The sequence below is a fragment of the Lonsdalea britannica genome, assembly GCF_003515985.1.
Classification (GTDB): Bacteria; Pseudomonadota; Gammaproteobacteria; order Enterobacterales; family Enterobacteriaceae; genus Lonsdalea; species Lonsdalea britannica.
Genome location: NZ_CP023009.1, coordinates 2773860 through 2799976, shown reverse-complemented (window position 1 = coordinate 2799976; position 26117 = coordinate 2773860). Strand labels below are relative to the sequence as shown.

General features: G+C 53.3%; 19 protein-coding genes. 17 read left to right on the top strand and 2 right to left on the bottom strand.

The genetic code is table 11. From position 1 onward, the window contains the following. The first annotated feature begins 2 nt into the window (after window positions 1-2). The 3 genes from CKQ53_RS12770 to potF all read left to right on the top strand — a co-directional run bounded on the left by CKQ53_RS12770 (window position 3) and on the right by potF (window position 3841). Entirely contained in the window at window positions 3-875 is an 873-nt protein-coding gene (locus CKQ53_RS12770; RefSeq protein WP_208640010.1) for a helix-turn-helix domain-containing protein, read from the top strand. Window positions 876-1014: 139 nt separating this feature from the next. Continuing rightward, window positions 1015-2499 carry an aldehyde dehydrogenase family protein gene (locus tag CKQ53_RS12765; RefSeq protein WP_208640009.1) on the top strand — a complete coding sequence of 495 codons (1485 nt, stop codon included), beginning with the start codon at window positions 1015-1017 and terminating at the stop codon, window positions 2497-2499. Between the two features lie 229 nt (window positions 2500-2728). Further along, complete coding sequence (gene potF / locus CKQ53_RS12760) at window positions 2729-3841, top strand: spermidine/putrescine ABC transporter substrate-binding protein PotF (RefSeq protein ID WP_085652818.1); 1113 nt, start codon at window positions 2729-2731, stop codon at window positions 3839-3841. Between the two features lie 235 nt (window positions 3842-4076). Here the strand turns inward: potF and CKQ53_RS12755 are convergent, their stop codons facing one another. Further along, window positions 4077-4844 (bottom strand): SDR family NAD(P)-dependent oxidoreductase, encoded by a 768-nt coding sequence (locus CKQ53_RS12755; protein ID WP_094118010.1) that lies wholly within the window; start codon window positions 4842-4844, stop codon window positions 4077-4079. 1522 nt (window positions 4845-6366) lie between these two features. On the opposite strand from CKQ53_RS12755, the gene CKQ53_RS12750 reads away from it, so the two are divergent. The 14 genes from CKQ53_RS12750 (at window position 6367) to CKQ53_RS12680 (ending at window position 20708) form a co-directional block, all read left to right on the top strand. Further along, window positions 6367-7251, top strand: a complete 885-nt coding sequence (locus tag CKQ53_RS12750; RefSeq protein WP_085652816.1) for a LysR family transcriptional regulator — start codon at window positions 6367-6369, stop codon at window positions 7249-7251. Window positions 7252-7606: 355 nt separating this feature from the next. Next, entirely contained in the window at window positions 7607-8143 is a 537-nt protein-coding gene (locus CKQ53_RS12740) for a hypothetical protein (RefSeq protein ID WP_094118008.1), read from the top strand. A gap of 1023 nt (window positions 8144-9166) precedes the next feature. Further along, complete coding sequence (locus CKQ53_RS18590; RefSeq protein WP_176223463.1) at window positions 9167-9793, top strand: anthranilate synthase component II; 627 nt, start codon at window positions 9167-9169, stop codon at window positions 9791-9793. Then, the gene (pabB, locus tag CKQ53_RS12735; protein ID WP_208640008.1) at window positions 9794-11797 is read left to right on the top strand and encodes an aminodeoxychorismate synthase component I; all 2004 of its coding nucleotides are present in this window, start codon (window positions 9794-9796) and stop codon (window positions 11795-11797) included. It begins immediately after the preceding gene. Next, on the top strand, window positions 11794-12954 hold the full coding sequence (locus CKQ53_RS18585) for an arginase family protein (RefSeq protein ID WP_094118005.1): 1161 nt from the start codon (window positions 11794-11796) through the stop codon (window positions 12952-12954). The genes pabB and CKQ53_RS18585 overlap by 4 nt, the downstream gene beginning before the upstream one ends. Then, a complete protein-coding gene (locus CKQ53_RS18780; RefSeq protein WP_244201048.1) occupies window positions 12855-13100 on the top strand; it encodes a chorismate mutase in 246 nt (81 codons plus the stop codon). Before CKQ53_RS18585 ends, CKQ53_RS18780 begins: the two co-directional genes overlap by 100 nt. Before the next feature lie 32 nt (window positions 13101-13132). Then, window positions 13133-13717, top strand: a complete 585-nt coding sequence (locus CKQ53_RS12715) for a type 2 periplasmic-binding domain-containing protein (RefSeq protein ID WP_094118003.1) — start codon at window positions 13133-13135, stop codon at window positions 13715-13717. After that, window positions 13707-14894 carry an MFS transporter gene (locus CKQ53_RS12710; RefSeq protein WP_208640007.1) on the top strand — a complete coding sequence of 396 codons (1188 nt, stop codon included), beginning with the start codon at window positions 13707-13709 and terminating at the stop codon, window positions 14892-14894. Before CKQ53_RS12715 ends, CKQ53_RS12710 begins: the two co-directional genes overlap by 11 nt. A gap of 710 nt (window positions 14895-15604) precedes the next feature. Continuing rightward, window positions 15605-16627, top strand: a complete 1023-nt coding sequence (locus CKQ53_RS12705) for an NAD-dependent epimerase/dehydratase family protein (protein ID WP_094118002.1) — start codon at window positions 15605-15607, stop codon at window positions 16625-16627. A gap of 14 nt (window positions 16628-16641) precedes the next feature. After that, a complete protein-coding gene (locus CKQ53_RS12700) occupies window positions 16642-17157 on the top strand; it encodes a cupin domain-containing protein (protein WP_208640006.1) in 516 nt (171 codons plus the stop codon). Beyond that, window positions 17154-17861, top strand: coding sequence for an SDR family NAD(P)-dependent oxidoreductase (locus CKQ53_RS12695; RefSeq protein WP_162896358.1), 708 nt, complete (start codon window positions 17154-17156; stop codon window positions 17859-17861). Before CKQ53_RS12700 ends, CKQ53_RS12695 begins: the two co-directional genes overlap by 4 nt. Before the next feature lie 245 nt (window positions 17862-18106). After that, window positions 18107-19528, top strand: coding sequence for a cytochrome ubiquinol oxidase subunit I (locus CKQ53_RS12690; protein WP_094118001.1), 1422 nt, complete (start codon window positions 18107-18109; stop codon window positions 19526-19528). Window position 19529: 1 nt separating this feature from the next. After that, window positions 19530-20537, top strand: coding sequence for a cytochrome d ubiquinol oxidase subunit II (cydB, locus tag CKQ53_RS12685; protein WP_094118000.1), 1008 nt, complete (start codon window positions 19530-19532; stop codon window positions 20535-20537). A gap of 18 nt (window positions 20538-20555) precedes the next feature. Further along, a complete protein-coding gene (locus tag CKQ53_RS12680) occupies window positions 20556-20708 on the top strand; it encodes a DUF2474 domain-containing protein (RefSeq protein ID WP_071999765.1) in 153 nt (50 codons plus the stop codon). A 185-nt stretch (window positions 20709-20893) separates the two neighbouring features. On the opposite strand, the gene CKQ53_RS12675 is transcribed toward CKQ53_RS12680, so the two are convergent. Further along, window positions 20894-24760: a non-ribosomal peptide synthetase gene (locus CKQ53_RS12675; protein WP_094117999.1), complete on the bottom strand. Its 3867-nt coding sequence runs from the start codon at window positions 24758-24760 to the stop codon at window positions 20894-20896. Window positions 24761-26117 lie beyond the last annotated feature (1357 nt).

Sequence of the window (26117 nt, the reverse complement as noted above, 5' to 3'; positions counted from 1 at the left end):
CAATGAAAGAATCTACAATGGGATTAATTATGGATGATGGCATACGCACCCCTGAACGATTAAGCACGACCCCCTATTCCCCCGAAACGGCGAATCATCACACGCAGCAGGTGATGATGCGTTATTACGAAGCCTGGTGGCAACGCGACCTCGACGGGCTTCTCGCCCTCTACTCACCCACCGTAGAGTACAACGACTTTTTTCAAGGATGTCGCATCGCCCCCGAGGCGCTCCGCGACTACCTAAGCGCCTGTCTGTCGACGACGACGGAGGATACGCTTCATTATACTGACCGCCTGCGTGTCGATGGCGATACGGCAACCCTGCAATATCAGACCCCGCTCAGCGGCAGCGATAGCCAAGCCATCATCTGCTGTTGTGAGGTGGTCACGGTCTGCGACGGCGTGATTATTCGCGTCAACGAATACGCCTCGCTGCTTTCACAACCGCAAGGGAAAAACTCGCCGAGCGACCAGAACCACCGCGCGGCCTCGCAACGGCTGGGCTTGTCCGCCCGACAGCTAAGTATTATGGCCGACGACATCCAGCAATATTTCGCGCAGCACCGCCCCCATTTGAATGCGGAACTGAGTCTGGTTCAGGTCGCCGCCGCCACGGGTTACACCCGCAATCAGATCTCGTTTTTCCTCAATCACGTAATGGGATGCAGTTTTTACCAATACCTTAACCGGCTCCGTCTTCGTCATGTGTTAACCCAATGGGATGACGGTAAACATACCTCCAAACGCATCGACGATGACGCTAAAGCGGCCGGATTCCACTCCCTCTCGACCTTCTATCGCTGCTTTAGAGAGGAGACCGGACTGTCACCCAAATCCTATTTGCAGCAGAGAATCGCAGAAAACGCGGATTGACGTCACGCCTATCATCGGCCGCTCACCACGCGTTCGTGTCATTTTCTGCCGTTCGCCGCAACGGGCAACATCGCCCCATGGCGACTGACTGAGGCTTTTACCGCTGACCGGAACCTTCACCATCATCAGGGAGACAAACATGATGCATGACCAGCTTTACATCGATGGCCAATGGCAACCGGCAATACAAAGCGGCCGTCTTGCGGTCGTTAATCCCTCGACCGAAGCGCACATCTGCACGGTTGCCGCTGCCGGGCCTGACGATATCGAAAAGGCGGTAACCGCCGCCAGACGCGCCTTTGATGACGGTCCCTGGCCGCGGATGAGCGGAAAAGAACGCGCGGGTTACCTCCGCGCTATGGCGGACCTCTTGCGTCAACGTCAACATGAACTGGCCGAGCTGGAAGTCAAAGACAACGGCAAACCATTGGCGGAAGCCGTGTGGGATATCGAGGATGCCGTCGGGTGCTTCGAGTACTACGCCTCACTGGCCGAGGAACTGGATGACGAGGAACAGATCATTCCCCTGCCAGACCCCCGTTTCACCTGCCGTGTGGTGCGCGAGCCGCTGGGCGTCGCCGGTCTGATCATCCCCTGGAATTACCCCCTGCTGATGGCGGCCTGGAAAGTCGCTCCGGCGCTGGCCGCGGGCTGTACTGCCGTGCTCAAACCTTCTGAGCTGACGCCATTGGGTGCGCTGGAACTCGCCGCCATCGCTGACGCGGCTGGGTTGCCGGCCGGCGTCCTCAACGTCGTCACCGGTCTGGGCGGCGAAGCGGGCGCGCCCCTATCCCATCATCCGGGCGTAGACAAACTGGCCTTCACCGGCAGCGTGCCGACGGGCAGTGCGATTATGCAGGCGGCCGCGCAGGACATCAAAAACGTCAGTCTGGAATTGGGCGGGAAATCGGCGTTTATCGTATTCGATGATGCCGATATCGAAGCCGCCGTCGAGTGGATTTTGTTCGGTATTTTCTGGAATCAGGGACAGGTCTGTTCCGCGACCTCGCGCCTGTTGGTGCAGGAAGGCCTCTACGAACGTTTGATCGAGCGATTAATCGACGCTACGCGAAACATCCGTATCGGTGACGGTCTGCAGGAAGGCGTACAGCTCGGCCCGCTGGTCAGCGGCGAACAGTACCAGAAAGTGCGACAGGCGATAGAACTTGGTAAACGGGAAGGCGCGCGTCTGGTCTGCGGCGGTGAACGGCCCGCTCATCTGACGCAGGGCTGGTTTATTGAACCCGCCATTTTTGTAGACACTCCGCTGGAAAGCGCGCTGTGGACGGAAGAAATTTTCGGCCCGGTACTGGCCGTTCGGCGCTTTCGCGATGAAGAAGACGCGGTGAAACAAGCAAATGACAGCCGTTTCGGACTCGCCGCGGCGGTGATGTCGACAGAGGCAGAACGCTGCCGACGGGTCAGTCGGGCGTTACGCGCGGGCATTGTTTGGGTGAACTGTTCGCAGCCCACATTCACGCAGGCGCCCTGGGGCGGTTACCAACAAAGCGGGATTGGACGTGAGCTCGGCCGTTGGGGTTTCGACAACTATCTGGAAACGAAACAGATTACGGAATATGTCAGTGAAGAACCGTGGGGTTGGTATCTCAAGGATCAGGCGTAACGGCGTAACGCACCCTCTGATATTTGTTTTTCCTATTTTCCATTATTGACGAAATACCTTATAAATAATTAATTAAAACAATTACTTATGGTAAAATAAACGACACTCGCGCCCTTGGTATTTAAGGGGCCTGATTGCCCAAACCCTACAAACCGTCGTCGTGCAACGTTAAAAAATTCCGATCCTGCTCGTCAATGTTTCATTCGCTCCCAATAGGAGGAAGCAACGGATGTTCACCCTTTATATGAAAAGGTTTTCTAAAACGGTTGCGAGCTTGCTGATAGCCGTTTCCGCTATCGCGTCCGCGCAAGAAAAGATCCTGCATATTTACAACTGGTCTGATTATATCGCCCCGGATACGCTGGAAAATTTCCAAAAAGAGAGCGGTATCAAGGTGATCTATGACGTGTTCGACGCCAACGAAGTGCTGGAAAGTAAGTTGATGGCGGGCAGCACCGGCTTTGATCTGGTCGTGCCTTCGGACAGTTTTATGGCGCGTCTTCGCACCGCAGGCGTATTTCGCCCGTTGGACTGGAGTCGATTACCGAATGCGAAAAATCTCGATCCCGATCTGATGAAGTTGGTCGCGCAACACGATCCGGGCAATCAATACGCCGTCCCCTATCTGTGGAACACCACCGGGATCGGTTATAACGTCGATAAAGTGAAAGCCGTGTTAGGTGCAGATGCCCCGGTAGACAGCTGGGATCTGGTATTTAAACCGGAAAACCTGGAAAAATTAAGAAGTTGTGGAGTGTCGTTCCTGGATGCGCCGGAGGATGTTTTCGCCGCCGTGCTGAATTATCAGGGCAAAAATCCCAACAGCGACAATGTAAATGATTATAGCCAAAGCGCGGCCGATCTCCTGCTTAAACTCCGTCCCTTCATCCGCTATTTCCACTCGTCGCAGTACATCAACGATCTGGCTAACGGCGATATCTGCGTCGCTATCGGCTGGTCTGGCGATGTTTTGCAGGCAGCGCAGCGCGCAGAAGAAGCGAAGAACGGCGTGAATATTCGCTACAGCATTCCGAAGGAAGGTGCACAGGTCACGTTTGATACTTTCGCTATCCCAGCGGACGCGAAACATGTGGACGAAGCCTATCAGTTCCTTAACTACCTCATGCGCCCGGACGTCATTGCCAAAATCAGCGATCATGTGTTTTATGCCAGCGCCAATAAAGCTTCTTTGCCGCTGCTGAGCGACGAGGTGCGCAACAATCCGGGTATTTATCCGTCGGATGCCGTCCGCGCGCGGCTGTTTATCACCATGGACAAGTCACCCAAGCTTGACCGCGCTCGTACCCGCGCCTGGACGCGAGTGAAAAGCGGCGGAAAATAACGCCCGCCGTCCCGCCCTGCAACGCAACGTTCGAGGGTGGGCGCAGACTAAAGCAGCGCTGTCTCATCGCCAGCATTGCCGCAGAAGGCAGAAGAAAGCTCTTGCCTTCCGCGGCTCCTTACACAAGCTCTATATCCTCCACTCTCGATAACCGCGCATAAAAAAGCCTCGCTTCCCAAAGGGAACGAGGCTGGCGTCTCTCGGCGGTAACCCGTCAGAAGCGCGTCACGGTCTCTTATTGTGCGAGGAAACCGCCATCGATCGGCAGCACGGCACCGGTGATAAACGATGCCTCATCCGATGCCAGGAACAAAATCCCCCAGGCGATCTCTTCGGGTTTCCCCATGCGTCCCAGTGGATGCATCGCCACCACTTTTTCAATGCCTTCTTGGGTCAGACCCGCTACGGCCGGGGTATCGATCGTGCCCGGCGCGACGGCGTTAACGCGAATGCCTTTTCCCGCCAGATCTATCGCCAGATGCTTAGTCAAGCCTGACGCCACAAATTTGGCGGGGCCATAAACGGCCTGCCCCGGCTGTCCGCCCGCAGCGGAAATAGAGGAAAGGAAAACGATAGCCCCTTTGCCTGCTTTCACCATCTCGCTGGCAGCATATTTAGCCGACAGGAACATGCCGCGCGCATCAACGGCAAATGTTTCGTCCCACAGTTCAGCGGTCGCCTCTTCCAGAGTGGCTTCAGGAATAATGCCGGCATTAGCCACCAAAATATCAACTCGTCCAAACTCAGCGACCGTGGCGCCGATCGTACGGCGAATGTCATCTTCATGCCGTACGTCGCAGGCCTGTGCGATGACTTTATGGCCTTGCTCGCTCAGGTGGGCGGCAAGCGCTTTGACGCCCTCCGCATCCACGTCTGCGAGCATCAGCTGCGCGCCCTGCGAAGCAAAGAGTTCAGCCGTCGCGCGTCCGATACCTTTCGCCGCCCCCGTAATGATGGCAACTTTGTCCGCCAAACGCCGATCGTGATGAGTATTAACGCTCATGCTATCTCCTGTGATTTGCGTGTTTGAGTCACCAGAGGGAATGCATTCTGACGGCATTTCACCATCGTTCGCCTCGACGCCGTCGATGTTGGACACTGGACATGCTGAAAGGTCCATGACGATACGTTGCCCACATGAGTGAAGGCGTTCAAGCCCCTCTGGAGGGGGCTTCAGCATGCGCAATGCCTCTCTGACGACACGGTTCGCTGCGGAATGCATTCCCTATTTACTGCATACAACGACCTACAGTTTAGGTAGCGGATGATGATCTTGCATCGCGCCACCTGACTATCGTCCCGACAAACGAACAGTACGAAGGGGATACTTTCGCTGAGTGTTAGCCCTGTCCACCGGCAGGTCTGAAAAAACCAAGGCACATTCATGCCGTTGCTATGATGGATAATAGAAAACAGCCAATGACGTCTTCCTCTGCTGGAACGTGGACAGAAATGAAAGTCGACATCGTCGAATATGGAACGCTGAAGGGATCACTATGCTCTTGTGAGTGATATCTATTCATTGCTATTTAAATATAGTAGACATCGAACCTTTATCATGATGCTCAAAAAAACCACGCCAGTTTCTGAAAATAGAAAGGCGTGTTCCTGAGTGTAATAAATTCCATAACGCTGAAGATACGGTCTATTATCGATAATTTCATATCCTATTTTTACTCCATTTGTGATTAATAAACATTATTTGGGAAAACAACAACATCATTATTACGCCATTTATAATGTCATCAATAATCACCATAAATTGCCGCCTTGACATAAAGATACCTATCCTGGAGTTTCATCTATATCATCCTGAAAAAATAGAAAATATCGCACTATCTCGCATAACGAAAAATAAGACTCTCGAAATAAATGGTGTTAGCGCAAGATTCTCGCGACAAAACACATGTCGCCTGCTCAAGCGATCTCTTCGCCAATGCGACATCCTGACGTCTCCGGATATAAAACCACCGTGATATTGGCTGGCCGACACTCACGCCGCCGCGCACGCATTACGACAGGCGATATCGCCCCATAAGCACGGGCGCTGCGGCTCTCACGAAGTCAGCGATGTGCATTCTGCTCGGGCGTATGACCGCAGATTCCTGCTCTGCCACAGCGCTTGCCCATTAATTCAGAGTGGTGTATAGAATATAAAAGACAATTATTTTTAACTAAACAAAACATCAGGATATTCCCGAATGCCGCCACAAAATGTTGCTATCGAGATTAAGCACGGAGCGAAAGAGTACATATTGCATTATTTTTTGTCACTAAGTTGAGAATGATGAAATACCCCCCATGATTATTCTCACGATCATAAAATCCTTCAATAACACGCTGTCTATTAATCCTATGATAATGCAAGGAAAATACGTACACTAAATTTCGTCACCCGATGATACTGAATCACTATTTCATTCACTCTGGACACAGAAAAGTTCTGTTCTGGTTATACGAACAGATTTTCGTTTATATCAATTAGGAAGATAAGTTGTATTCACTGGAATCAACAGAGGTGGGATATGATTTTTTCAAAAAAAGTTGAGCATTTTATCGTCATATCGGAATTAGGCTCATTTAAAGCTGCAGCGGAACGCATTCATGTAACACCTCCCGCACTCAGTAAGAGTATCGGCGATCTCGAAAACTCTCTCGGATACCGGCTATTTAATCGTTCCAATTCAGGGATAAACTTGACGAAAGAAGGCGATTTCTTTTATCAACAGCTGCTGCCCGTCAGGGAGAACCTCGAAAATATCACCAAGCTGATCACCAAAAACACCAAATTTTTTCGTGAGCTGAAAATCGGTACGGATACCTACAACGACAGTTTCTATAAAATCATTTTTTCGAACTCAATCAAGAAAGGTATCGACCTTTTCTGCATGCAACATTCCTATGCCGAGTTCAAAAACAAGCTGTTATCGGAAGAGATCGACTTCTTCATCTCCTCCTCCCCGAAATACGTGGATAATCTTGAACGTATTGCCTGTATTCCGCTCATGAACAACAGCTGTACACTCATTAGTGCTCAAAAAGTGATTGATAAATATGAAAATGTCATGACCCTGATCGTGAATGAAGATCTCGTCGCCCACTCGTCGATGTTGTCTCACCCTATTCTGGAAAAAACCATCCAGCACCGCAGAATGGAAAATACCCGCGCCAGAGTCCATGTTTTCCCCGACTTCTCGCATGTCGTCGAATATCTCGCTGCCGGGAAAGGTTATTCCTTCTCTTGCTCTTCTTTTATGAACTTTGAAATCTCCCGGAACATTCCCCTGGCGACTCGGCCTCTTTTTCTTAACCAGCCCGCTGAGATGTCGCATATTTATTATTTAAAGCGAAAGGAGGAAGAGCTGCACTACTTCATTCAGCTGATCAAGGAGTGCCATAACGTCACCTGATGTTTTCCCTTCTGGGTGCCATCAGTGGTTCCAGCGGAGTCGAAGGATCGCGGAGAATAAATGGGAAACCCGTCAATCGCGTTAAGCAGGTATTGTCGGGGTCGATCATCGCCTGCTCACGGCCCTGCAAGCTGACATCACAAGACGCAGCCAATATCGCCATACTGTTCATCGGCGGGACGTCACGTGGCGTCAAACTCGAGGTACTAATTGGTTGGGGCATCGATATTGATGAAGCTCGCTCGTGTGCCTTTTACGGAATTCTGCTACTGTTCAGTCAGCATTGCTACCGCGTCAGGTCCCGACGCGTGCCCATAACAATTACCCCGCCGATTCGGCGCTGACAGGAGTTTCCATGAATCGGATTCGCACCTTACTGTTCTTGACGGCGCTGTCCGCCAGTGTCTGCCCCCCGTCGTTCGCCGCTGAGATCAATCCCATACTCGTCGCCGCTGAGTCAGAGACCGACGCTCAGCTCGCGAAGGCCCATCCCAGTGAACTTTATCAGTATGCCCAGCGGCTCTATGAAGCCGGTGACCGAGATAAAGCCGTCACCTGGTTCTACATCGGTCAACTGCGCTTTCGCTACTATTTGCTGGCGAACCCCAACCTTCCGGCAGACGGCGAGCCTGCGCTAATGGCTTCTCTCAACGCTACGCTGGGCCAGACCATCAACGAATGGGCCGGAGGCTCGCCCAAAAACTGGTATGCCTCTATTCAGCAGGCGCTGGCGTGGGACGCATCCCACCCCAACCCCGTGACGCCAAAGGCCCGGCACGCCGCCGAATTGCAGAAGGTACGCGCAGGATTAGAGCAACTGGGTGACTATATTCACCACAATGAAGCCGAAATTCGCGCCAAACGCCAAGAAGCCGGACTGGAAAATCGCTGACGGCACAGCAAGACAACGTTCATTAACGCCCGAAAATATCGGGCGCTATCTCTATCGCGCCAGCAGCCTTTGTGTAGCGTCAACCCTGCGAGGGTTGACATACCTCCGCTGAAACGGCTTCAGCCACGCTCTCCAGCTCATGACTCAACGACTTATTGACGTGTTATCCCGGCTTGGACTCGTCCAGCGAACAGGGATCTCTCTTTTCGTTTATGCCAGACCTCCATTTCTTACTCAGCATCGACTATCGAATCATTTTCAATGAGTAAGCCCTTTGGGCTGCATATTTTAACTCCCGCCTATTCACCCATATTCCGAGACTATGCCGCTTTCAGTTTTATAAAGAAGAAACAGCTTTTTTTAAGAAAAAAAAGGGGACTAATATCACGATGTGTTCTCCCCTGAGCAAGATAAATTAATCGATAAAAAACCAAATATGAATAATCAACGCTCTCGACGGGCATTGTTTTATCTAATCTTTTTTATAATATTCCTTCCCGATAACCTGCTCACCGAATATCTCTATCCATGACGAAAGAAATGATACAGACATAATAATTATTCTTTTTTATCAGCAATTAATAACATTCTGTTTTCCGGATTATTTTTACACATAGGATATCTATACCGAACAATAAAACTGACTTATATTCTAGAAAAATCCTCATTCCTTACATAATAAAAAATAACTATAAATAAGAAATTTAAAAGAAAATCAACAGGAAAAACACTTTTTAATGGAAGCTTGTTGATTCCCATACCATGTCAAAAAAAATTATTTCCAGCACAGTTGAGAAATAATGCAAAAAGACAAAACAAAAGTGGTAAGGTAATTAAGCCATCTGGAGATGGGTAAAAATCACGAATGATTTATTCAAGAATAAAAATTTGGCATCACATCACTTTTAAAGCCCATCATTTAGAATAAGACGAACCTAATACGGACCGTCTTAGGCAAACAGCGCGGAGCTAGTCTGTCCAAACTGATAGCAAGCCTTTCCTATCTTCATGGAGGAATATTCGATGCTTCATCAGAAAAACATTCTAATTATCGATAACTTCGACAGTTTCACGTTTAATATTGCGCAAATGATCGGCGAGGTGAATGGGCAAGAGGCTATTGTATTGCCAAACACCGTCTCCTGGCGTGAAATTCATAAAATCCCCCATGATCGTATCATCCTTTCCCCCGGCCCCGGCACGCCGTATCAGCGACGAGATGTCGGCAGCTCAATGGACATACTGTCGTATGCCGAGGTACCGGTGCTCGGCGTCTGTCTCGGTCACCAATGCCTCACGTTGCATCACGGCGGCCGCGTCATCGCAGCGCCAGAGCCTATGCACGGCCGCATTCGGCGCGTCCATCATTACGGCACCCCATTGTTCCGAGGCATCCCCGAAACTTTCGACGTCACGCGATACCACTCTCTGGTGGCCGACAGCGCCTTGCCAAGCGCGCTGGAACTCATCGCAGAGACGGAAGACGGGATCGTCATGGCGCTACGCCACCGCATCCTTCCTCACTGGGGCGTCCAGTTCCACCCGGAATCCATATGCTCGGAGTATGGCCGTGAAATCTTCAGCAACTTTCTTTGCGACGCCATAGCCTCTCCTCAGCCCCAAAAACAATTCAACACAAGGACGGCTTGAATGTTTAGTGTTAACAACGGCGACCCCGCGTTCACTTCACCGACAGCTTACGCGCTGCTGTGCGACTCACTGCCGCTAACCGTCGACGCCGAGGACGTTTTTGTGCACGTCTACGGCCACAGCGACTATGCGTTCTGGCTGGACAGCAGTCTCCTGGCCCCCGGTCTGTCGCGCTGGTCTTTTATGGGCGACCTCTCCGGCCCCGACGCCAACGTCACACTCTTTGATGCCCACCGGCAGGCGGTTCAGGTGAGACGACCCGCCGTTTGCAGTGAAGACTCGCTGACGCTGTCTATTTTCGACTATCTGGAACGCAGCCGATCCGCGTGCGCGCTCGACAGACGACAAACGCGACCCGACATCCCATTTCTTGGCGGCCACGTCGGCTATTTCGGCTATGAATTAAAAAGCCTGACCTGCAATGTCCCGTCTCCTCTATCCCCTTATCCCGACGCCGCTTTTCTGTTTTGTACGCGCTTTCTGGCGTTCGATCATGTCAAAAAGCATCTTTATGTCGTCGCCCTTTACAACCCGCAGGAAGAGGACGCGGCGCGTATCTGGGCCAGGGAAATGAAAGTGACGTTGGATACTTTACCGACCGCTCCGCCCGTGGCGGGAGGAGGCGCTGACAGTGCTCCGGTGAACTTCGCGCTTCGCCAGGGCCGGGACGCCTATATAGCGAACATCGAGCGTTGTCTGGAACAGATCACGGCGGGGGAAACCTATGAAGTTTGCCTGACCAATGACATTTCCGCGCAGGTGCATGTCGATCCGCTCGACCTGTACCGCCGGCTGCGTCGTCGCAACCCCGCACCGTACGCGGCGTATCTCCGCTTCGGTGAACTGGCGGTGGCCTGCTCATCCCCCGAGCGCTTTCTTCGCATCGATCGCGACGGCATGGTTGAGACTAAACCCATCAAGGGAACCGCGCCGCGGGATAAAGATCCCGCTCGCGATGCCCGTATTGCGGAAACGCTACGTCTGGATGAGAAAAGTCGCGCCGAAAACCTAATGATTGTTGACCTGATGCGCAACGATCTTGGCCGCGTCTGCGAACCCGGCAGCGTCAACGTCCCTAGCCTGATGCATATTGAAAGCTATCAAACCGTTCACCAACTGGTCAGCGTCATTCAAGGTCGCCTCGGCGCCCACGAGACCCCGCTGAGCTGTATCGCCTCATGTTTTCCCGGCGGGTCCATGACCGGTGCGCCGAAGATTCGCACGCTGGAAATCATTGACGCGCTGGAAGAAGCCCCGCGCGGCGTCTATTCCGGCGCCATTGGCTATCTTTCCCTGTCGGGAGAGGTGGATCTCAATATCGTTATTCGCACCATCGTCTGTACGCCGAATCGCGTCTCAGTCGGGTGCGGCGGCGCCGTCGTCGCGCTTTCCGATCCTGTCGCTGAATTCGACGAAATTCTGCTGAAAGCCAGGGCACCGCTCGCCGCTATCGCCGAATCCGTCACCGGCCAGACTGATGCGCCTTTCACCATTGCAGGTGAATCTAGCGACGCGGCAGGCTCCCCGGCAGATGAGCCGAAGCTGCGTCTGGCTGAACCAAGCGATGCTCAGGCGATGACGGACGCGGTATATCAACTGCTGCGGGAGCTGGGCGGACCGGGGCCGCAGTTTTCCCACGATGGCGCCCGTCAGGCCGCGATTCGCATTACCGCCGCTCCCGATTTGGGCTTTGCTTACGTCGTCGAACTCCCCGGCAGCCGCGCGATTATCGGACTGGCGACCGTATCCAGAGTGCACGCGATGCGCGCCAGCAGCGAATACGGCATTTTGCAGGAGCTATGGGTCGATCCCAAATACCGTTCGGCCCGTTTGGGCCAACGGCTGTTGGAGGCTATAGACCGCGAAGCGCAGTCTCGCGGATGGCCGATGATAGAAGCTACGTTGCCGCTGGACGGCTATCCAGCCCTCGAAAAACTGACTCGATTTTACCAAGCTGCGGGCTACACCCGCGCCGGTCAGCGCTACAGGAGACGCCAGGGATGACGATGAAAACGATGCGAATTTATCAGGTACCAGAAACGGAACCGATGCCGGTCGCGATGCTGGGTACGGCAGACGGCCGTTTCGTTCCCTCCAAAGAAGTGTCTGAACGAACCGCCCTCCTCTGCGACGGACTGCTCCGCCAGCCGGGAACCTCCTGCGCGTCGCCGTCTCTTGAGGAGATCCATGCGGCGAAGAGGACGCTGGCAGCGCTCCTACCGAAACTCCATCATCCGGACTATCTGGATGGACTGCGCAACGTCGAGCCGCCGCGGGATCCGACTCACGCCAGGGCGCTGGCGCAACGCTATACCGCACCGGGCATCATGCATAACACGCTGCTGGATAATTTCTGCTATCCCCGCGCGGAGGCTTCAGCCTTGGTCAGCCTGCTTGCCGCGCGTGGTCTGACGCAAGGCCACGCGGACTATACCTATGCGCTGTGTCGTCCGCCGGGTCATCATGCCGGGAGGACCTTTCTGGGCGGCTATTGTTTTCTCAACAATGCCGCCATCGCCGCACGGACGCTGGCTGACGAGGGCCTGTCACCCGTCTGCGTTATCGACATTGATCATCACGTCGGCAACGGGACGAGCGACGTACTGGCTGATCATCCGGATATTCGTTTTTACAGTCTGCATGCCTTGAGCGAAGAGACTTTCCCTTATCAGCACGCCATCGCGCCAGCCCACCCGACGCATCGCTATACGGGGTTTACAACGCCCCCCGATGCGGCCGCCTATCTGGCGGCGTTGGATGACGCCGTAATAGACGCCGTCTCGTCGGGAGCGCGTTCGCTGGTTGTCAGCGTCGGTTTCGATATCATTGAGGGCGATCCTCACGGTATCTGGCAACTTTCACCCGAGGTGTTCCACGCGATTGGCGAACGTTTTGCCGCAGCCCATCTGCCCATCTGCTTTGTGCAGGAAGGCGGATACCACATGAACGCCCTGTCCGACTGCGCCTTTGCGCTGGCTGACGGCGTTTGTGCGCCCGCCGCCCAGCGCCCCCCGGTAAAACAACCCAGTCCGCTTGAGGGTTGGAGCCCTTCCGCGTCCAAATCAACGAGCTGGACGACGCTATTATCAATCTCATCGCTCGGCGTATTGATGTGTGTACCCAAGTCGCCGCATACAAGCGCACACATGATATCCCGATGATGCAACCGGGACGGGTAGACGCCGTGAAACAGCGCTGTGCAGAGCGGGCAGCCCGTCATGGGCTCGACCCCGAATTTGCGGTCGCACTCTACGAACGCATCATTGATGAAGCGTGCAGGCTGGAAGACACCATAATCAAAGCCTGAACGCCTTGCGCCACCACAGGGAAGCTTGAAATATGATACGTATTTACACGCTGGGACCCACCGGCACCTGCCATGAAAATGCCCTCCGTAACTATCTGCGTTACCAGAACGTGACCGAGGCGGAGATCATCCTGGTCGACGATCTCGTCGCCGCAGGCCAGCAGGCCGTCGATGATGGCGATGCCTACCTGCTACAGTGCAGCGCTCATCATCAGGTGCATATAGTCACTGAGCGCTTTCGCGAACGACTTCCGGTCGTGGATACATTTATTTTCCCCACTCAACCCCTGGCGTTGCTCAAGCGCCGCGACGTCGAACACCCGCGCCATTTGGCCCTACCGGAACCGACACTCGGCTATATCAATCCCGAAGACTGGAATGAAATTATTCTCGAAACGTCCAAACCGGTGGTGGCGGCGAAACTGCTGACCGGCGAGTACGACGCAGGACTGGCCTACACCTTTGTCGCTACCGAGAATCCCGATTGTATCGAACTGTTGGAAACCTTAGGCGAGGTGGTCACGACGTGGTTGCTTTACGGTCCGCGGCCGCGCTATCGGGGATCGATAATCGCCATGCCGTATCCCGAACTGAACGCGTCGCCGCATGTCTCCTGACTCTCACGCGCATTCCGGCGACGCTATGCGCGTTCGGCTGCTGCCGCAGGCATTAACCCTGAGCGCGTTCGCCATCGGTCTGGACACGTTCGTCGTCATCGGCGCGCTGCACGAAATGGCGAAGGATCTGGCAGTCTCTCCCGCAACGGCCGGCAGGCTGGTGTCCATTTCCGCATTCTGTTACGCCGCCTTTGCACCGTTCAATGCCTGGTGGTTCCGCTCGTGGCCGCCTCAGCGGGTGCTGCTGCTCTCTCTGGTGTGTTTTATCGCGGGCAATGGTTTGAGCGCCCTCAGTCCAACCTTCAACGTCCTGATTGCAGGGCGCGTTGTGTCTGCCTACGGCGCCGCCATGTTTACGCCGACCGCGACCACATTGGCCGCCCAGCGCATGCCTTCGGGACGCAAAGGCGTCGCATTGGCGCTGATCTTCGGCGGCATGACAATGTCGCAGGCGCTGGGCGTGCCGCTGACCACCTGGATTTCGCACGCCCTGAACTGGCGCTGGGCGTTTTACTGCGTCGTATTCTTCGGCCTTGTCGCGCTAGCCCTGCTATTCATCCTGTTGGAACACCGCGCTTCCCGGCCTGACCCCACCACCTTATGCGTCACCCAGAAATCGCGCCGTTTTCCGCCCGCCATTTGGGGGCTGTTCTGCGTCACATTGCTGGTCGTCACATCGGAGTTCATCGTTTACGCCTACATCAGCGTAATACTGGCCAATACGCGGCTTGGCGATATGCCGGTGTTGCCACTGGTGCTGATGGCCTACGGCATCGGCTCGGTGATCGGCAATATCGCCACAGGGCTGTTGACCGATCGTTGCGGCCCCGCCAGCGTTCTCAGCAGCGTCATCGTCCTGCAAACCGCCGGGCTTATCGCTCTGGTCCTGCTGCGGGAGTCCGCCGTCGCGGCGCTCGCGATCGGCGCAGGATGGGGCATCGTCAGCTATATGTATCTGGTTCCCATTCAACACCGGCTGCTGGGACTCGCAGGCGCGGCGTCCCAGCAGGTGCTGGCGCTCAATAGCTCTGTTATCTATATCGGCATTGGCGTCGGAAGCGGAATGGGCGGGGTGATCATTTCGCAAAGTGGGGTTTCTATGCTGGCGCTGATTGCAGGCGTCATCGGGATCCTGGCGCTTATCCCCACGGGAGTTGTGATGCGTAAGCCCCCCTGACCACAGAACTCACGCGAGCGGTATACCGTTAAACAGCACTGACACGTTCAGATGTAAGATTACCGTCCTTGAGACGGATAAATCGTGGGCATGCTGTCTCCGAAGTTATTCCCTCGCCCGCCGATGATTTCTTATGGCATTCTCAGGCCCAAAGTACTGTGTTGTGAATATAATGGGTTATGTAGAAGGCAACAAAGACATAAGGAGATATCGGTGCCTAATCACTACGCCATCGCACTGGTCGAATGAAATCCGCAAATATATATTAATAAAAAATAGAACCCAGCACTCGACCGCTCCGCTCCTTAAATTGAAAACGTTATTTTATTTTTTATCAATTTAATATACCTATTTCACATAAACTTTATTTATTAGCTGATAACAAGACCTTTAAATTCCACTCACGTTTATCCTATTCTTACACTCTCCGCATTTAACCTCACACCCAGAGACAAAGAGCTGGTAACGCCCCTTTTGAAGCACTATTGAAGCCTTGCCAGCAATTGATCCCGTTGCATTCATTCAGATAAATCTGATACCCATAAAATAAGAATCAGCCATAAGATAAATTTATTGACATTAGAAGGGCTGGCCACGCGCCCTTGTCTGCATCAACTCTTTATTACGCCTTCATTTTTACCATCTTGAAATACTGCTTATTTCAAGACATCACTCATAGATATCTATCGAGAATAAAATTGAGGTTAAGCATGAATATTTTAATTACAGGAAGTAGCGGAAATCTTGGTGCAGCCTTATCAATTAAATGCAAAGAACGAGGATTTAACGTTATTGGATTTGATAAGCGCCAATCCGAAAATACCGATATCATCGGTGACATCACAGATAAATCGTTAATTGACCGGTGCATGAAAGACGTAGACATCGTTTTTCATACTGCGGCACTCCATAAGCCACATATTGCGACTCACCCCCACAGCGAATTTATCGAAACCAATACTTTAGGGACTTATAATTTATTACAAAGCGCCAAAAACCATCACGTTAAATCATTTATTTTCTCTAGCACGACTAGCGTGTATGGCGACACTCTGTCACCGGAAGCCCATTCGCCCGCCAGTTGGATCGATGAAAGCGAACGGATCCTGAGCAAAAACATCTACGGAGTGACTAAGCTCGGCGCTGAAGAACTCTGCCGCATTTTCTCTCGGAATTATCGGCTCAACTGCGTTGTACTCAGAGTCTCTCGATTTTTCTATGAAGATGATGATAATCCCGACGTCCGCAACACCTTTTGCAACGACAACGCCAAAGTCAATGAATTGTTATATCGGCGAGTGGATATCGAAGATGCGGTGAATGCCCATTTGGCCGCAGCCCTCACCTACCAGCCCAAGGCTCACTTCGACACGTTTATCCTAAGCAGCAGCACCCCGTTCAACAAAGAGCACTGTCTGCGCCTCAATCAAGATGCGGACGCGGTCGTCGGCTTATTGTTCCCTCATTATCGCGATATCTATGACTCGCTGGGCTGGCGCTTGTTTGATCGTATCGACCGGGTGTACGTCAACCAAAAAGCTGTCCGGCTGCTGAACTGGAAACCCAAATACACATTCTCGTATGCCCTTGACTGCCTGGCGCGCAATCGCCCGTTCCGCAGCGCTCTGGCTGAGACCATCGGGTGGCATCCTTACCACGAGCAGGTATTTAAAGACATGCCTTATCCGCTAGATGCGGCTTCGACCAATACACGACAGCTACATGCGCGCTAACCAGGAGAACAGCCATGTCCACTATGACCACGAAAATGCTGATTCAAAAGCTGTCGCTGAAAAAACATGACGAAGGCGGCTACTTTAATGAGACGTACCGCAGTCAGGAGCGGATAAAGACCCTCCGGGAACACAATGATGGCCTAAGACACCTGTCGACCTGCATCTACTATCTTCTGACCAAAGAGAGTCCTATCGGTTACTTCCACAAAAATTTATCGCCGATCATGCATTTTTATCACTCAGGAGGACCGTTAACTTATCGTTTTATCCACCCTAACGGCACGACCGAAGAGCATATTCTGGGTCCTGATATTGAACAGGGACAGACGTTGCAACTGATAGCCGATGGCGGCGTCTGGAAATCGACAGAACTCTCAGCCGATGCCGAATACGGGTTAGTCAGCGAGGTCGTGTTCCCTGGATGGGAGATCTTCGATTCCGTCATCGCACAGCAGGACGATTTGCTGGCCGCATTTCCTCAACTGCAATCCTGGATACAGCGTTACAGCTACGGAGGTCGTTCATGACTTCATCCATTGTCATCACTGGCGCGTCGCGCGGGATTGGGAAAACGCTGGCGACCCGCTTTATCCGGCAAGGGAAGTATGACCTCATCGCGATAGTACGAAACCGCGAAGCCGGTCAACGGTTACAGCGCGAATGGGAAAGTCTGTCTCCGACATGTCGCATCACACTGCACGAAGCGGACTTGTCGGATAGCGAGGAAGTGACTTCACTCTGCCGAAGGCTCGAGAACGAACCTAATATTGAAGTATTTATTAATAACGCGGGAATATTTCACGGCGGGACCGAGGCGATCACGCCTACGCAGTTGGCAGAACTGACCGCCATCAATTTTCTTGCGCCGGTTCAGCTTATCCAGGCAGTGCTGCCTGCCATGAAAAAAAAACGGGCAGGCTACATCTTTAATATCATCAGCAACTCGGCGCGAAGAGCGTTGCCCGGCATTGGCGCTTACAGCGCCTCTAAACATGCGCTGCTTGGCTTTTCCGAATCACTGATGCTGGATCTGCTGCCGTATAACATCAAGGTCTCCAACATCAACCCCGCCTTTGTCGACACGGATATGACACGCGATTTTCCTGGTGTCATGGCGGAGGACAAAATTCAGACTGACGATGTGGTGAACTGTGTCCAGTTGCTGCTGTCTCTCTCGCCTGGCGCCATTGTGCCCAATATAGATCTGGAGTGCTGCCGTTTTCTACGCTAGCTTTTTGCCTCACGCCGGTCAGGACTTGCTTCGATTTTCCTGACCGCACACGTCCTCGCCTTTGTTTACCGCTCATGGAATACCACCGTTGAAACGGGTATTTAGACACTTCCCTCTCGGGATAGGCAAATCCGACCTAAGATTAGGCTATCCCTCCCTCATCCCTTTCAGTTTGTGCGGATATTCACGGACAAACCGCAGGCCAGAGGGGGAAGTGGAGATGTTCATTCAGTAAGAGGCGAGACATGTTTGGATTAGATGCATTTCATCTTGCAAGGATACAGTTCGCGTTCACGGTATCTTTTCACATTATTTTCCCCGCCATCACTATCGGTTTGGCCAGCTTCCTGGCCGTGCTGGAAGCGCTATGGCTCAAAACCCGCAACGAGGACTATCGCGATCTCTACCACTTTTGGTCGAAAGTCTTCGCCGTCAACTTCGGGATGGGGGTGGTCTCCGGGCTGGTGATGGCCTATCAGTTCGGCACCAACTGGAGCGGTTTTTCCGAATATGCGGGCAGTATTACCGGCCCGTTGCTGACCTATGAGGTGCTGACGGCCTTTTTCCTGGAGGCCGGTTTCCTTGGCGTGATGCTGTTCGGTTGGAACCGCGTCGGACCGGGGCTGCACTTTTTCGCCACCTGCATGGTGGCGCTGGGGACGCTGATGTCCACGTTCTGGATACTGGCGTCGAACAGTTGGATGCATACGCCGCAGGGATACCAGATCATTAATACCGTCGTCGTACCGGTCGACTGGTTTGCGGTCATCTTCAATCCGTCCTTCCCTTACCGGCTGCTGCATATGACCACGGCGGCCTTCCTCTCCACCGCCTTTTTCGTCGGCGCTTCGGCCGCGTGGCATCTGCTGCGCCGCAACGATACCCCGGCCATCCGCACTATGTTGTCGATGGCGCTGTGGATGGCGCTGATCGTCGCGCCGATTCAGGCGATGCTGGGCGATATGCACGGTCTCAACACCCTGGAATATCAGCCTGCCAAGATCGCCGCCATCGAGGGCCACTGGGAAAATCAGGCGGGCGAAGCCACCCCGCTGATCCTGTTCGGCCTGCCGGACATGAACGAAGAGCGCACGAAATATACGCTGGAAATCCCCTATCTGGGCAGCCTGATTTTGACGCACAGCCTGGACAAACAAGTACCGGCGTTAAAAAGCTTTCCCAAAGCGGATCGCCCCAATTCCACGGTAATTTTCTGGTCGTTCCGGATCATGGTGGCGCTGGGCCTGCTGATGATCCTGCTGGGGGTGATTAGCCTGTGGCTACGCGTTAAACGCCGTCTTTATCAGTCGCGTCCTTTTCTCTGGTTTACGTTGCTGATGGGGCCTTCGGGACTGCTCGCCATTCTTGCGGGTTGGTTTACCACGGAGATCGGGCGTCAGCCGTGGGTAGTCTACGGTCTCCAGCGCACCTCGGCGGCGGTATCCGCGCACGGCGATCTGCATATGAGCATCAGTCTGCTCGCCTTTATCGCGGTCTATTGCTCAGTCTTCGGCATCGGCTACGTCTACATGATGCACCTGATCAAAAAAGGGCCGCAGCCGGGTGAAGGCACTCATACGCCGGAAGGCGGACCGGGCAAACCGCAAACGCCGTCAAGGCCGTTGTCGGCCAGTCGTGAACCGTTAACGTCCGAAGAGGAGAAATAGCGTGGTTATCGATCTTCCATTTATCTGGTTCGCCATTATTGTGTTCGCCACCCTGATGTACATCGTGATGGACGGCTTCGATCTCGGCATTGGTATTCTGTTTCCCTTTAATCAGGATGCCGGCGAGCGCGACATGATGGTCAACACGGTCGCCCCGGTGTGGGACGGTAACGAAACGTGGCTAGTGCTGGGCGGCGCGGCGCTGTTTGGCGCTTTTCCACTCGCCTACGCCGTGATTATCGATGCGCTTGCCATCCCATTGACGGCTATGCTGATCGGACTCATCTTTCGCGGCGTCGCCTTTGAGTTTCGCTTTAAGGCCACCCCCGCTCACCGCCCTTTCTGGGATAAATCGTTTATCGCAGGCTCCCTGCTCGCGACCTTCAGTCAAGGGGTCGCCGTCGGCGCATTCCTCGACGGATTCGCCGTCACGGAACGCGCCTACAGCGGTCCGGCGTTAGGTTGGCTGGCGCCGTTTCCGCTGTTCTGCGGCGTCGGTCTGGTCGTCGCCTATGCGTTGCTTGGCTGTACGTGGCTGATTATGAAAACGGAGCATGAGCTGCATCGTAAAATGTCCGCGCTGGCGACGCCGCTGGTAGCCGCGCTACTGGTCATCATCGCCATTATCAGCCTGTGGACGCCGCTGGAGCATCACGCGATCGCCGAACGCTGGTTTGTCATGCCGAATCTGCTCTACTTCCTGCCGGTTCCCTTGCTGGTGCTGGCCTGTTCATGGGGGATTGTCCGCGCAGTGAAAGGACACGCGCACTACGCGCCGTTTTTACTCACGCTGGGGCTGATCTTTCTCGGCTTTAGCGGACTCGGCATCAGTATCTGGCCGCATCTCATTCCCCCGTCCATTACCCTGTGGGATGCCGCCGCGCCGCCGCAGAGCCAGCGCTTTATGCTGGTCGGCGCGCTGGTCATCATCCCGATCATTTTGATCTATACCTTCTGGAGTTATTACGTCTTCCGGGGAAAAATTAAACCGGATGCGGGTTATCACTGACAGAATCACGGAGGCAATATGGCTGAAACTAACACCGCTCCTCCTCGTGCGCCGCTGTGGCAACGACTGCTGTGGATGGTACTTATCTGGTCGGGGAGCATTCTGGCGTTAGGCGTGGTCTCACTGCTGTTTCGCATGATGATGACCGCGGCAGGAATGAAGAGCCACTAATAAGCAAAGCGTCAGGCTCGTTGGAACCTGACGCTGTGTGGTGTTCGTCGGCAAGCATGATCGACTTAAGTAACTGAGAGAAAAAAAGCCGGTGGTCCATTTCTCCGGCGAACGTTAAAAAAAGCGCCGTTCAGATCGTATAGACCTGAACGGCGCGAGCCTTATTGATCTCGGGTCCTAAAGTCTCAGGCAGTGCAGTTCTGACGTTTTAACAGCTCGTCGGCGAACTGACGCCCGAATTGTTGCAGGTACTGACGTTGCATCAGGCACTCATGGGTCGCATCCACATCGTACTGGATCAGTTTTCCCGTGACGTACGGGCACCAGAGATCCGGCTGTTGCTCCTGCGATCTCAACACATCGGTCGAGGCGCGAATAAAGAGCAGGTCGCCATGGAACGGTTGATAGCGACATTTCTCCAGCAGGTCCAGCATCAGCGAGGCATCGCCGATCAGACGCGTCAGGAAAGTTTCGCGAATGCTGCGATCGCCGAGCGCCTCTTCCATCGCGCTCTTCAAGCCTTTCATCCCGCCCCTCGCCGCGCCGCAGATAGCTCGGGTCATCCGCGTAATGATGGTCTCGTCATCCAGTTTCAGCGAGTCTCTCCCGTTTTGCAGCGGATAACTGTCGAACATCGTCAGGAAACTCACCTCCTCACCCGCCGCCTGTAGCAGATTAGCCACACGGAGCGCGACGTTGCCGCCCACCGACCACCCGGCCAGTTGATACGGGCCGTGCGGCCAGATCGTCCGGATCCGTCGCAGATATTCGACCGCCATTTCATCTATGGAATGAATGACTCGCGTCGGATCCTGGAGGATCGGCGACTGCAACGCGTAGACCGGCTGGTCGTCCGGCAGATAAGGCAGCAGACCGGCAAACGCCCAGCCAATCCCGCCGCCGGGATGGAAGCAGAACAGCGGTGGACGGTCGCCCATCGTGCGCAGCGGCAGAATAGGATCGAACGGGTCGGCGGCGCAGCCTGCGATTCGCAGGCGTTGCGCCAGCTGTCGCGGCGTCGGCGAAGAGAGAAAATCGGTGATGCCCAACTGCACTCCGAACTCGTCGCGGATCAGGTTAATCAACTGAAGTCCCAGCAGCGAATGCCCGCCGAGCGTGAAGAAGTTCTGGTTGGCGTAAACCTTGTCGCATTCGAGGATCTCGGCGAACAGGCGGCATAGCGACGCTTCTTCCGATGTGCGCGGCGGCGACAGTTCAACGTTATCCTGCATGATAGGTTCGGGCAGTTCGCGGACGGCCAGCTTGCCGTTGGGCGTCAGCGGGAACGACTCGACCACCATAATCACGCTAGGCACCATGTACTGCGGCAGTTGACGGCCGACGGCCAGCTTCAGCGTTTCGCTGTCCAGCTCCAGCTGGCTGTTGGCGACGTAGGCGACAATCGCCGGACCATAGGCCAGCTCTTTGAGCATCGCCACCGCATCTTCCACGCCCTGACAGCTCAGCAGCGCATTCTTGATTTCATCCAGCTCGATGCGCAGACCGCGCAGTTTAACCTGATTATCTTTCCGGCCCTGATAGTGGATGAGCCCTTGATGGTCGAAGAAGACGCGGTCTCCCGCTCGATACATTCGGCGTTCGGCGTCCTGCAAATCGGGAACAAAACCTTCCGCCGTGAGATCCGGACGGTTGCGGTAGCCTCTGGCGACGCCCGGCCCGGCGATATACAGCTCACCCCAGGCGCCCGGCGGCAACAGATGCTGATTCCGGTCGACGACATAGAGGCGTGTATTGGCCGTCGGTTCGCCGATGGAGAGATCGCCGGAGCCGTAATGGGCGTTGATCGAGGTGGCGAACGAGGTTTCCGTCGGGCCATAGACGTTCAGCAACCGGCAGTGAGAGAAACGCGCCAAGAGCGCTAACGTGCAAGCTTCCCCGCCCAGCAGCAACGTCATGCCCTGCGGGAAATCTTCCGTCTGATGATAGGCCAGTAAGCTCGGCGTCATGACCAAAGCGTGGATGTTTTTGCTCTTGATCAGCAATGCCAACGCCCGGCCCGGCGTGGCGGAAACCTTATCCGCAATCACCAGCGTCGCGCCGGAAAGCAGCGTCATGAAGATTTCGAGTACGGACATATCGAACCCTGCCGCGATGAACTGCAGCACCCGAACGCCGGGCTGTAGTTTTGCCGCGGCAATCGCCGATCCCGCGATCGACACCAGATTACGATGGGTGACTTCCACCCCTTTCGGTTTACCGGTTGAACCGGAGGTGTAGATCAGGTAGGCCAGCGTTGCGGGATCGAAACGATCCAGAGGACGCGTCGCCGGCGGCAGCGAAGCTAATTTTTCCGTCGTTAAACGCAGTACGATAGACGGATCGACGTCGGCGTTCAGCGGACTGTCCGACACCACAATCACCGCGGCCGGTTTGGCGTCGGCCAGAATGTAGCTGATACGCCCTTCCGGCAACTCCGGCACAATCGGAATATAGCAGGCGCCCAGTTTGAACAGAGCCGCCATCGTCACTACCCATTCAACGCTACGCGCGACAATGACCGCGACATCGTCGCCGGATCGAATGCCGCGCTCCTGCAAATACGCGGCCAGGCGATGCGAAGCCTCGTCCAGCTCGGCGTAGCTGACCTGACGTTTATCCTGCACCAACGCAATCTCATTGGCATGAGAGCGGGCAGACTCGGCAAACGTTTCGGGGAACAGCGGCAACGCATCCGGACGGGGCGGCAGAGGGTAGACGCGTTCACGCTCTCCGGGCAACAGCAGGTCGAAATCCGCGACCCGCGTTTCCGGCGCGTCCACAAACTGCTCCAGCAAAGAAACCAGCCGTTGGTAATACAGCTCGAGAGCTTCCATCGAATACAAATCCGCATTGGCGTCGAACCCAAAGTCCAGGTGTCCGTCGCTGTTACGGTCGAATATATTGAAACTCAGATGTTCTACCGGCCCGCAGGCCACATTATCCACCGACATTTCACAGCCGTCGAAATGGGCGCTTTGGTCATAGGCAATCACATTGATCAAGGTATTAAACAGCGGCTTATGACCGCGCTCGGCGTAAAGATCGCGGATCATGGATTCCGAACGGTAACCCTGGTGTAACAAATGGTGGCGCAGCTGCCGTTGGACAGCCGCGGCGACAGAGACGATCGTGGAATCGGCGTCGAAAGAGATATGTAATGGCAGAATGTTGGCGACCATAGACAGCACGTTGCGCAGCGCTTTCATTTTTCGGGCGGCGACAGGCATACCGACAACCAGTTCGTCCTCCCCCGTCATTTTATGTAGGTAGGCTGCGCAGACTGCAATAAGGATGCTCGATAAACGTAATTCCGGATATTCGACGGCGGCTACGGTTCTCAGGCGGTCCAGATTTTCCCCGGTGTAGCGATTACGCAGGCGGTTGAGCTTGGACAGCGGCACGCTGCCCGGCACCAGCTGCGTGACTTCGGGTAAATCCAGACAATATGCGCGCCAGTATGCCTGATCCTTCAGATAGGACGTACTTCCGCGGTAAACCTGCTCCACTTCATACACCCGTTTCAACGGTTCCAGCACCAGTGGCGCAGGCGTCTCGTGGCGCAACAGCTGTCCGTAATGTTCGGCCAACAGGCGGAACAATATGCCATGACTGTAGCCATCCAGAATCAGGTGCGTTCCCATCTCTATAAGACGATGCTGGTCGTCAGCGATTTTAACGAGGCAATAGCGGATCAGGGGCGCATGAGACAGGTCCATATCGTGATCCAAAAGATTATCCAACAGCGCCTGATAGGCTGGCTCAGGGTCGCTTTCCGCGGTGAGGTCGACACACTGGACGTACTCGTGTGTCAGGCAAGGCACGATATATTGGACATATTGCCCGGAAGCAGGGTCTATTTCGTATTGGGTGTGCGTGGTATCGACTTCCCGGCACACCGTATTGATGGTTTGAACAAGCAAGGCACTATTAAGCTGCCCTTTAAATTCGAGCACGTCACAAAGATGATAATTAAAATTATGCTCGGCTTTTGCGATCGCGAAACAAACTTCCTGTTGGGCAGCGCTCAGTGGACAGGGTTCCTTTTCAGGCATAAAACATTCCTCTTTCTAATTACCACGCAGATTCCACCCATTAATTTCGTCACGGAATTAGTTTTTAATGGGTCTCAATTTTCGCCACTGATGTAGCTTAATAACTTGGAGTTAAAAGCCCGGTGTAATAATTTCACGAGGAAATCTCATAAACAATAATACCCAAGGGGTAAGAAACAATGCTCCTTCATTTTTATTTTTCTATGATAGGTATAAAAAACTTATTTAAGCAAGAGCAAATAGAATGCCTGATTAAAGTATCGTCAAATTTTATTTTTGATTATTTTTAATAAAAGTCCATATTGGAAAACCATTAATTACCGGCGATTGTTCTATTACGAAAACACCTTTTTTTTAATATTGCCCGCATCTGATTAATATCCAGATCAGCGAATATTTCCACTTAAGCCACTCTTGAATTAATTCAATAAATTCAATTCTTTATATAAAAACAAACGAATCACCACTCTCTATCCACCGCGCTGACTCAGGGGCAAAAGCCTGAAAGCAACGGGATTAATCGCATTTTCATGCGTTTTTAATTTCTGAAATGTACATTTTCGTAGCCTAAGAATTTATTTCCGCCTTACACTTCCTATTTATATTGCGTTACACTTTCAAACTTAAATAACGCTCCGAAACAATCCCCCTCTAGTAAAATAACTTCGTGCAATCTCCCGTTTTTTTTCAGATGACCGTAGGTTGATAACTTATAAAAAGCTATTGGTTTAACTTTCGTTTAAAAATAAAAGCTTAGACACAAATAAAAGATGTTTACACATGGTTATTATTTCATTTTTATTTCTACGGAGGCGAAAAAAACACGAGCTTATTTAGACGTGATGAATATTGAATTATCGGAATCAGTTCGTCCTAGTTAGAGATTAAAAAATGGCTTTTATTTTTGTCTGCGAGTGATGCTTGCGTATAAAGCGATTGCGTAGTCGGAGAAAATATTTGTCTGCATTTTGATTTGTTCCCCCTTCCGACGTGATTAAGCGGACTTCTATTGAAACAGCCGTCTATAGTCAGGCTGGGGAAGCATAAAGACCGGCGAGGCGGAAATGCATCGTTTAAACCTAAAATCCATTTTCATTACCGACGCTCAGAAATCTTCGCCTGCCCCACCTTCATTATTTCGCTTCAGGCGTCATGACCGGCGAGTTTGATCGTAAAAATAGCTAGCCATGCTCGATTAGGTATTGCGGCTATTTTCAATGCCGGAATATAGATAACTAAAAACAAAATAAGCAAATACCTTTATGAATGTCGATAAAGGCAACACTAGCGACCGTCATACAACCAGAATATCGCTCCTTTAAATTTCTGCCATCAGAGAAAAGATATAAAACCCTTA

Coding starts and splice junctions, on each gene's coding strand:
- CKQ53_RS12710 (WP_208640007.1), top strand. CDS start 13,707: ATGTCTCCTGACTCTCACGCGCATTCCGGCGACGCTATGCGCGTTCGG.
- CKQ53_RS12700 (WP_208640006.1), top strand. CDS start 16,642: ATGTCCACTATGACCACGAAAATGCTGATTCAAAAGCTGTCGCTGAAA.
- CKQ53_RS12715 (WP_094118003.1), top strand. CDS start 13,133: ATGATACGTATTTACACGCTGGGACCCACCGGCACCTGCCATGAAAAT.
- CKQ53_RS12675 (WP_094117999.1), bottom strand. CDS start 24,760: ATGCCTGAAAAGGAACCCTGTCCACTGAGCGCTGCCCAACAGGAAGTT.
- CKQ53_RS12705 (WP_094118002.1), top strand. CDS start 15,605: ATGAATATTTTAATTACAGGAAGTAGCGGAAATCTTGGTGCAGCCTTA.
- CKQ53_RS12750 (WP_085652816.1), top strand. CDS start 6,367: ATGATTTTTTCAAAAAAAGTTGAGCATTTTATCGTCATATCGGAATTA.
- CKQ53_RS12755 (WP_094118010.1), bottom strand. CDS start 4,844: ATGAGCGTTAATACTCATCACGATCGGCGTTTGGCGGACAAAGTTGCC.
- CKQ53_RS12740 (WP_094118008.1), top strand. CDS start 7,607: ATGAATCGGATTCGCACCTTACTGTTCTTGACGGCGCTGTCCGCCAGT.
- CKQ53_RS12695 (WP_162896358.1), top strand. CDS start 17,154: ATGACTTCATCCATTGTCATCACTGGCGCGTCGCGCGGGATTGGGAAA.
- pabB (WP_208640008.1), top strand. CDS start 9,794: ATGTTTAGTGTTAACAACGGCGACCCCGCGTTCACTTCACCGACAGCT.
- potF (WP_085652818.1), top strand. CDS start 2,729: ATGTTCACCCTTTATATGAAAAGGTTTTCTAAAACGGTTGCGAGCTTG.
- CKQ53_RS18590 (WP_176223463.1), top strand. CDS start 9,167: ATGCTTCATCAGAAAAACATTCTAATTATCGATAACTTCGACAGTTTC.
- CKQ53_RS12765 (WP_208640009.1), top strand. CDS start 1,015: ATGATGCATGACCAGCTTTACATCGATGGCCAATGGCAACCGGCAATA.
- CKQ53_RS12690 (WP_094118001.1), top strand. CDS start 18,107: ATGTTTGGATTAGATGCATTTCATCTTGCAAGGATACAGTTCGCGTTC.
- CKQ53_RS18585 (WP_094118005.1), top strand. CDS start 11,794: ATGACGATGAAAACGATGCGAATTTATCAGGTACCAGAAACGGAACCG.
- CKQ53_RS12680 (WP_071999765.1), top strand. CDS start 20,556: ATGGCTGAAACTAACACCGCTCCTCCTCGTGCGCCGCTGTGGCAACGA.
- CKQ53_RS12770 (WP_208640010.1), top strand. CDS start 3: ATGAAAGAATCTACAATGGGATTAATTATGGATGATGGCATACGCACC.